The sequence below is a fragment of the Blautia aquisgranensis genome (assembly GCF_040096615.1).
Lineage (GTDB): Bacteria > Bacillota > Clostridia > Lachnospirales > Lachnospiraceae > Blautia_A > Blautia_A aquisgranensis.
Genome location: NZ_JBBMEJ010000015.1, coordinates 85,602 through 93,888, shown reverse-complemented (window position 1 = coordinate 93,888; position 8,287 = coordinate 85,602). Strand labels below are relative to the sequence as shown.

Annotated in this window: 7 protein-coding genes; all 7 read left to right on the top strand. The window is 45.2% G+C overall.

All coding sequences use genetic code 11. From position 1 onward, the window contains the following. The first annotated feature begins 148 nt into the window (after positions 1-148). Positions 149-1,045 (top strand): acetylglutamate kinase, encoded by an 897-nt coding sequence (gene argB, locus WMO28_RS12605; protein ID WP_349057165.1) that lies wholly within the window; start codon positions 149-151, stop codon positions 1,043-1,045. Then, a complete protein-coding gene (locus WMO28_RS12600; protein WP_178644800.1) occupies positions 1,032-2,222 on the top strand; it encodes an acetylornithine/succinylornithine family transaminase in 1,191 nt (396 codons plus the stop codon). Before argB ends, WMO28_RS12600 begins: the two co-directional genes overlap by 14 nt. Before the next feature lie 505 nt (positions 2,223-2,727). Beyond that, positions 2,728-4,167, top strand: coding sequence for a sodium:proton antiporter (locus tag WMO28_RS12595; protein ID WP_178644802.1), 1,440 nt, complete (start codon positions 2,728-2,730; stop codon positions 4,165-4,167). Between the two features lie 15 nt (positions 4,168-4,182). Further along, a complete protein-coding gene (locus tag WMO28_RS12590; protein WP_178644804.1) occupies positions 4,183-5,187 on the top strand; it encodes a cytidylate kinase family protein in 1,005 nt (334 codons plus the stop codon). 246 nt (positions 5,188-5,433) lie between these two features. Then, positions 5,434-5,646, top strand: coding sequence for a FeoA family protein (locus WMO28_RS12585; RefSeq protein WP_118062708.1), 213 nt, complete (start codon positions 5,434-5,436; stop codon positions 5,644-5,646). Positions 5,647-5,691: 45 nt separating this feature from the next. Next, positions 5,692-5,916: a FeoA family protein gene (locus WMO28_RS12580; protein WP_118062707.1), complete on the top strand. Its 225-nt coding sequence runs from the start codon at positions 5,692-5,694 to the stop codon at positions 5,914-5,916. A 56-nt stretch (positions 5,917-5,972) separates the two neighbouring features. Next, positions 5,973-8,156 carry a ferrous iron transport protein B gene (feoB, locus tag WMO28_RS12575; RefSeq protein WP_349057164.1) on the top strand — a complete coding sequence of 728 codons (2,184 nt, stop codon included), beginning with the start codon at positions 5,973-5,975 and terminating at the stop codon, positions 8,154-8,156. Positions 8,157-8,287 lie beyond the last annotated feature (131 nt).

Genomic DNA, 8,287 nt, shown 5'->3' with positions numbered 1-8,287 from the left:
CCAGAGGGGAGGAGCGCGAGGAGGGGAAACGGCCTTCGCAACTTCGAGTGCCTCCCCTCCTCGCAAATCCCCCACAGCTATCAGCTGTGAACCAAACAAAAAAACTTTTTCAATCTATAACATTTTTCAAAAAAAGGAGTTATCACATATGGTGAATCAGAAATATCTTGACAAAGCGGAGGTTCTTATAGAAGCTCTGCCATATATCCAGCGGTTTAACCGCAAGATTGTTGTTATCAAGTATGGCGGCAGCGCAATGCTTGATGAGGAGCTGAAGCGTAATGTTATCAAGGACGCTGTCCTTCTGAAGCTGGTTGGTTTCAAACCGATCATTGTTCATGGCGGTGGTAAGGAGATCAGCCGCTGGGTTGGTAAGGTTGGCATGGAGCCTCGGTTTGTGAACGGTCTGCGTGTAACGGATAAGGATACCATGGAGATCGCAGAGATGGTTCTTGCCAAAGTTAACAAAGAGCTGGTAACTCTGGTTGAATCTCTTGGTGTGCAGGCTGTTGGTGTCAGCGGTAAGGATGGCGGATTACTGCAGTGCAAGAAGAAGCTTTCCAAGGGTGAGGACATCGGCTATGTAGGCGAGATTACAAAGGTGAATCCTAAGATCCTCCAGGATCTTCTGGAAAGAGATTTCCTTCCTATCGTGTTCCCGATCGGTTTTGACGAGAATTTCGATTCCTACAATATCAATGCAGACGATGCGGCATGTGCCATCGCTGAGGCTGTCAATGCAGAGAAGCTTGCTTTTCTTTCGGATATTGAAGGTGTTTACAGGGATGCTTCTGATCCGTCCACTCTGATTTCTGAGCTTGGCGTGGATGAGGCAGAGCAGCTGATCACAGATGGTACAGTTGGCGGCGGCATGATCCCGAAACTTAAAAACTGCATCGATGCGATCGAGCATGGTGTAAACCGGGTGCATATCCTGGACGGAAGAATTCCGCACAGCTTACTGCTTGAGATTTTTACAAACAAAGGTATTGGTACCGCAATCTTAAAAGACGATGGGGAGAAATATTACAATGAACATGCATGATCAGATGGAAGAATCCGAGGCTAGTATTCTTCATACATATAACCGTTTTCCGGTAGTTTTTGAAAAAGGTGAGGGTTGTCACCTTTATGATTCCGAGGGTAAGGAGTATCTGGATTTTGCAGCAGGTATCGCTGTAAATGCTCTGGGTTATCATTATCCGGGATATGACGATGCTCTGAAGGAGCAGATCGACAAGCTGATGCACATTTCCAATCTGTACTACAATGAGCCGATCATTGAGGCAGGAGCCAAGCTTGTACAGGCAAGCCATATGGAAAAAGCATTTTTTACAAACAGTGGTACTGAGGCGATTGAAGGTGCTCTGAAGGCTGCCAAAAAATATGCCTATGCAAGGGACGGACATGCAGATCATGAGATCATTGCCATGAACCATTCTTTCCACGGCCGCAGCATCGGTGCTCTTTCCGTAACAGGAACTGCACATTACAGAGAGCCGTTTGAGCCGCTGATGGGTGGTGTGAAATTTGCTGATTTCAATGATCTTGAGAGCGTAAAGGCTCAGGTCACAGACAAAACCTGCGCCATCATTGCAGAGACCGTACAGGGTGAAGGTGGTATCTACCCGGCAACAAAAGAGTTTCTTGAAGGTCTCAGAAAGCTCTGTGATGAGAAGGATATCATCCTGATCCTGGATGAGATCCAGTGCGGTATGGGACGTACCGGACATTATTTTGCATGGCAGGCTTACGGTGTTCAGCCGGATATCATGACCTGTGCGAAAGCACTTGGCTGTGGTGTTCCGGTAGGTGCTTTTGTGCTGAACAAAAAAGCAGCAGCAGCATCCCTCGAGCCGGGCGATCACGGAACAACCTACGGCGGAAACCCGTTCGTATGTGCGGCAGTCAGCAAGGTATTTGAGATTTTTGAAAAAGACCAGATCCTTACTCATGTACAGGGGCTGACTCCTTACCTGGAGGCAAAACTGGATGAGCTGGTTGAGAAATACGACTGTGCAGAGACCAGAAGAGGAAGAGGCTTCATGCAGGGGATCGTGATCAAAGGACGTCCGGTGGGCGATGTAGTGAAGAAAGCCCTTTCCAAGGGTCTTCTTGTGATTTCAGCAGGAAGCGATGTTCTTCGTCTCGTTCCACCGCTTATCATCACAAAGGATGACATCGACAAGATGACAGAGATCCTGGGCAAGTGCATGGAATAAGTCCGGAATCATAAAGGCTGTAACTGCCCGGAATTCGGGCTTACAGGTGTATTTTTATGGCGGGATCCGGCATGGCATAATGTTATAAAATAAAATGTAAATAATAGATACAAATACAAGCAGTACTTTTCACAAAGGCAGTCAGGCCAGGGAAAGTGCTGCTTTTGTTATTTATGGAAAATTACTCCATAATGCTCCATCCCTGAAATAACAAAGTTCTTCAGACAGGACTTCTTTTAATGTCTCCATCTTCCCACGGACAAACGTCTCCGCATGGTGAACACACTACCACTAAATATATATAAAATATATAATATCCATATCATAATGCTTCCCAAAATCATATCGTGTGTTAAAAAATGAACAAAAACAGACAACAGACATCGACAAGTTGCACAAAAAAATACGAAATACTGACCGCAAATTGCACATTCACACAGTTGATTTTGCGACCGCATATGATATAATTGCTCTGGTTAAAAAATTTATGTGAGGGGTGAAAATTTTGAAAAAATTATTAACCATCATGTGTACTTTTCTGACAGTATTTCTGGCATGCCCTGTGGGTGTATGGGCAGCGGGAAACAGTGAGAAAACAGCAACCGTGCCACTGTGGCTTTGTATTCCTTTTGCGGGGCTTCTTCTGTGTATCGCAGTGATGCCACTTGTAAAAGGTGAGTGGTGGGAAGCTCATCAGCCGATCGTGGTTGCATTCTGGATCATTCTCATGGTCGTTCCGTTTGCTGTTGTTTACGGCGCTGGAAAAGCAACAGAAACAGTACTTGAGTGCGTAATCAATGACTATCTTACATTTATCATTCTGTTATTCGGATTATTCTGCGTATCCGGTAACATTACAGTTGAAGGCGATTTTGCGGGTTCGCCACGTGTAAATGTAGGTCTTCTGGCACTGGGAACCTTACTTTCAAGCTGCATCGGAACTACCGGTGCCAGTATGCTTATGGTTCGTCCGGTGATCAAGATGAATTCCTGGAGAAAAAGAAAAGGTCACATTATGATCTTCTTTATCTTCATGGTATCCAACATGGGTGGATGCCTGACACCGATCGGTGATCCGCCGCTTCTTATGGGCTTCATGCGAGGAGTTCCGTTCTTCTGGAGCCTGCATCTTTTTCCGGTACTGATCTTCAATATGGTGATCCTTCTGTTTGTGTTCTATCATCTGGACATGCGTTCCTATAAGAGGGATATCGCTGACGGACGTAAACCGGACATCAGCAAGCCTGGTACCGAGTTTAAGATCGAAGGTCTTCACAACATCATTTTCCTTGTGATGATCGTTGCAGGAGTTATCTTAAGTGGTGTGCTGCCAAGTGTTCCTGCATTCCAGGATGCTGCAGGAAATGTAAGAGGTCTTCATATTTTCGGAGAAGTGACACTGACTTTCCCGGCGATCATCGAGATCGTTCTGATTCTTGTAGCTGCATTTCTGTCCTTTAAGACAACCGACAAGAAGATCCGTATCCGGAACCATTTTACCTGGGGTGCGATCAAAGAGGTTGCAGTACTTTTCATCGGTATCTTTATTACCATGCAGCCGGCTCTGATGCTTCTCAAGGCTGTGGGACCGAACCTTGGAATTACCAAGCCGTTTGAGATGTTCTGGGCAACAGGAGCACTTTCAAGCTTCCTGGATAATACACCGACCTATCTGGTATTCCTTACAACTGCGGGAACACTGGGATTCACAAACGGAATCGTTACTTCTCTTGGAACTGTTCCGGTGAAGCTGCTTTCCGCGATTTCCTGTGGTGCTGTATTTATGGGAGCCAATACATATATCGGTAATGCACCGAACTTTATGGTCAAGACACTTTCTGACGAAAATGGTATCAATATGCCGTCCTTCTTTGGATATCTCGGCTGGTCCATTTGTTTCCTGGTACCGGTGTTCATCATCGATATGCTGGTATTCTTTTTATAAGGGAGGAGGATCAATATGCAGGAGAACAACATTCGTGAAAAATGCAGAGAGCTTGCCACCAGACTTTATGAGCTGGACGGCGAGGTTTATGAGAGCGTAGGATCTTCCCTTGGACGTACCTTCACCGGTGATGAGGAGAGTACTATCCGGAACTTAAGTGCCCTGATGTACACCAAGCCGGACGGACATCTTCTCCGGAGCGAGATGGCGCTGATCAGCAACATGGCCAGAACCATCAAGGACAAGGAAGAAAAAAGCCGCCTGATGAAGAAGTATGATGAGATCTTTCAGGAGATCCTCACACTGCCGGAAACCTTTGTTGCAACAGACATCATGGACAAGGAGCGTGTACAGCTCAATCACATGATCAAGCACAGGGAAAAAATCTCCGGCGATGATCATCTGGTCATCTGTATCAGCCGTACGCAGGGAAGTGCCGGTAATGATATCGGTTTCGGTCTGGCAGATAAGCTTCGTATCAATTATTATGATGTGGAGATCTTTGACCAGGTTTTAAGACGCCTCGAGGCGGAAAAAGGTGCAGTCAATGATGCTGAATATTTCGCAGATTTCAATAAGTATGAAACGAAGAAACGTTTTGACCTGAAAGGATGGTTCCGTGAATTCAACCGTTATCACGGACTTCCGAAGCAGGATGCGGTATTCTTCAATATGAGTGACCTGATCTGTGACCTTGCATCAAAAGAAGACTGTATCATTATGGGACGATGTGCGGATGCGATCCTTAAGAACAATCACATTCCACATATCAGCCTGTTCATCACGGCACCTTTTGCCATACGTGTACAGCATGTCATGGATGTGCGGAAGATGGATATGAAAAAAGCTGTGCGTTTTCTGAAAAAAATGGATGCCCAGCACAAAAAGTATTATAATTTCTACGGCGGCGCACACTGGGGCAAACCGGAGAATTATGATCTTTGCATCAACAGTGCAAGCTATGGAATCCAGGAGACAGAGAATCTGATCCTGAAGCTTCTGGATGACCAGATCCACTAATACAGCAACAGAAAATACTATCAATCAAAAAAGAGTTCCTGTAAAGAAATATACAACTGTCAGAGTGACAGAACGTATACGAAAATGCAGGAGCTCTTTTTATATATTTTTTATAAAAAATTAATTTTGATTAACTTTTTTCATTTAAGGGATTGACATTTGAAAAAACTTAGTATAAACTAACCTTTGAGTTAGAATTAACTAATTAGATGAAGTTAATTAATAGGAAGAAACGGAGGGACTTCTATGCAGCCGATTTTATTTTTACAGTCAGGCGATACCGGCACGATCAAACGTATTTCCGGAGCAGAGGATACAAGAAGATTTCTTGCAGGACTTGGATTTGTGGAGAATGCAGAAGTAACAGTCGTTTCCCAGTTTGACGGTAACCTGATCGTGAACATCAAGGATTCCAGAGTGGCAGTCAATAAGGAAATGGCAAGACACATTATGGTGTGATGATGAAATTCATTATATAGAATATAAACAGGGAGGAAATGAGAAATGACTTTACGTGATGCAGCAGTAGGTTCTACAGTAGTTGTGTCCAAGATCACCGGTGACCCGGCTTATAAGCGTCGTATCATGGACATGGGAATCACAAAAGGCAGCGAGGTTTATATCCGCAAGGTAGCTCCTCTTGGAGATCCGGTTGAGATCACCATCAGAGGTTATGAGCTTTCCCTGCGTAAGCATGACGCCGCATGTGTGGAAGTAAAGCAGAAATAAACTTCGAAAAATGACAGAGCGGCAGGCTCTGATCTGAACAAAAAGGAGGATGCAAAATGTCTGTAACAATAGCTCTTGCCGGAAACCCGAACTGTGGTAAGACTACAATGTTCAATGCGCTTACAGGTGCTAACCAGTATGTTGGTAACTGGCCAGGCGTTACTGTAGAAAAAAAAGAGGGAAAACTGAAAAACCAGAAGGATGTAACAGTAACAGACCTTCCGGGTATCTATTCACTTTCCCCGTATACACTTGAGGAGGTTGTCAGCCGTGATTACCTTCTGAAAGAAAAACCGGATGTGATCATCGATCTTGTTGATGCAACAAACATCGAGAGAAACCTGTACCTTGCCACACAGCTTCTTGAGATCGGTATCCCGGTTGTTATCGCACTTAACATGGTGGACCTTCTTAAGAAGAACAATATCAACATCAATGTAAAAGGCTTAAGCTCCGCACTTGGATGCCCGATCGTTGAGACATCTGCTCTTAAAGGAACAGGTCTTAAGGAGGTTGTTGATGAGGCAATCAAATGTGCGAACCAGCATAGAGTACCATCTAAACAGATGGAATTCCCGAAGGCTGTTGAGAAGGCAGTCAATGAGATCGAGGAGTTTGTTCCGGAAACGATCGCCAAAGAGAACAGAAGATGGTATGCAGTAAAGCTTCTCGAGAGAGACAGCAAGGTAAAAGAAGGCCTGAGTCTTCCGGTTTCTGCACAGTCCAGAATTGAGGAAATCGCCTCTAAGCTTGAGCAGACAGAAGATGATGATACAGAGAGTATCGTGACAGACGGAAGATATCAGTACATACAGAAGGTAGTTTCCGCAAATGTCAAGAGAAGCGGAAATAAGATGACAGTTTCTGATAAGATCGACCGTATCGTAACAAACCGTATCCTCGGTCTTCCGATCTTCATCCTGACAATGTTCATTGTTTATTATGTATCTGTAACAACAGTAGGTACCATGGTAACAGACTGGACCAACGACAGCTTCGTTGGAACCATTCAGGAAGTCGTATCCGGTGCACTTAGTGGCGTTGGTGTTGCTGACTGGCTGGTAAGCCTTGTATCTGACGGTGTTATCGGTGGCCTTGGTGCAGTACTTGGATTCGTTCCACAGATGGCGATCCTGTTCCTGTTCCTTTCCATCCTTGAGGACTGTGGTTATATGGTTCGTATCGCATTCGTCATGGACCGTGTATTCCGTCATTTCGGACTTTCCGGAAAGAGCTTCATCCCGCTCCTTATTTCCTCTGGTTGCGGAATCCCTGGAATCATGGCTTCCAAGACTATCGAGGCTGACAATGACCGTCGTCTGACGATCATGACTGCTACCTTTATTCCTTGTGGCGCTAAGCTTCCTGTTATCGCTCTTATGGGTGGTATCATGACAGCTTATGTAACTGGTGATTATGTAGCAGCTGGTTTCATCACACCACTGATGTACTTCATCGGTGTTGTAGCAGTTCTTGTATCTGCTATCATCCTGAAGAAAACAAAACCGTTCTCCGGTAAACCTGCTCCGTTCGTAATGGAGCTTCCGCAGTACCATATTCCGTCTGTAAAGACAGTTCTGCTTCATGTTTGGGAGAGACTGAAAGGCTTCATCATCAAAGCCGGTACAATTCTTTTCCTTGCAACAGTTATCATGTGGATCCTTTCCAGCATCGGAAATACAGGAAGCGGAATCGGATTTGTTGAGGACAGCAACGACAGTATCATGGCTATCCTTGGCGGTATCCTTGCTCCGATCTTTGCCCCTCTCGGATTTGGTAAATGGCAGCCGGTTGCAGCCTCCATCTCCGGATTCTCCGCAAAAGAGTCTATCGTAAGTACCATGGGTGTACTTGCAAACGTAGCTGGTGATGATGCTGAGGATACTATGATCGTTGGAGCAGCCATCAAAGCATGGTTCCCGAGTGCAGTAGCAGCATTCTCCTTCCTGCTGTTCAACCTGCTTGATTCTCCGTGTCTTGCAGCAATCTCTACAATGGCACATGAGATGCAGTCCAGAAAATGGTTCTGGTTTGCGATCATCTTCCAGAACGTATTTGCTTATGTTGTAACACTTTGTGTATACCAGATCGGTCTGGTTGTCACAGGCACCGGTGCTTTCGGAGTTGGAACAGTTGTAGCACTGATCCTCGTGGCGATCCTGCTCTTCCTGCTGTTCAGACCGGATCCGTATAAGAACCAGAATGATGTTACAAGAAGATCTGTACAGGCAGCAGAATAATCGAATACCGGTGGTACAGTAAAGATCCGGTATATAAGCTTGGAAATGAAGCTGCCCAAAGCAGTGGAAATGATAAGCACGTAAGAGGGCCGGGTATGTAAATACCTGGCCTTCTGTGATATAATGATTCC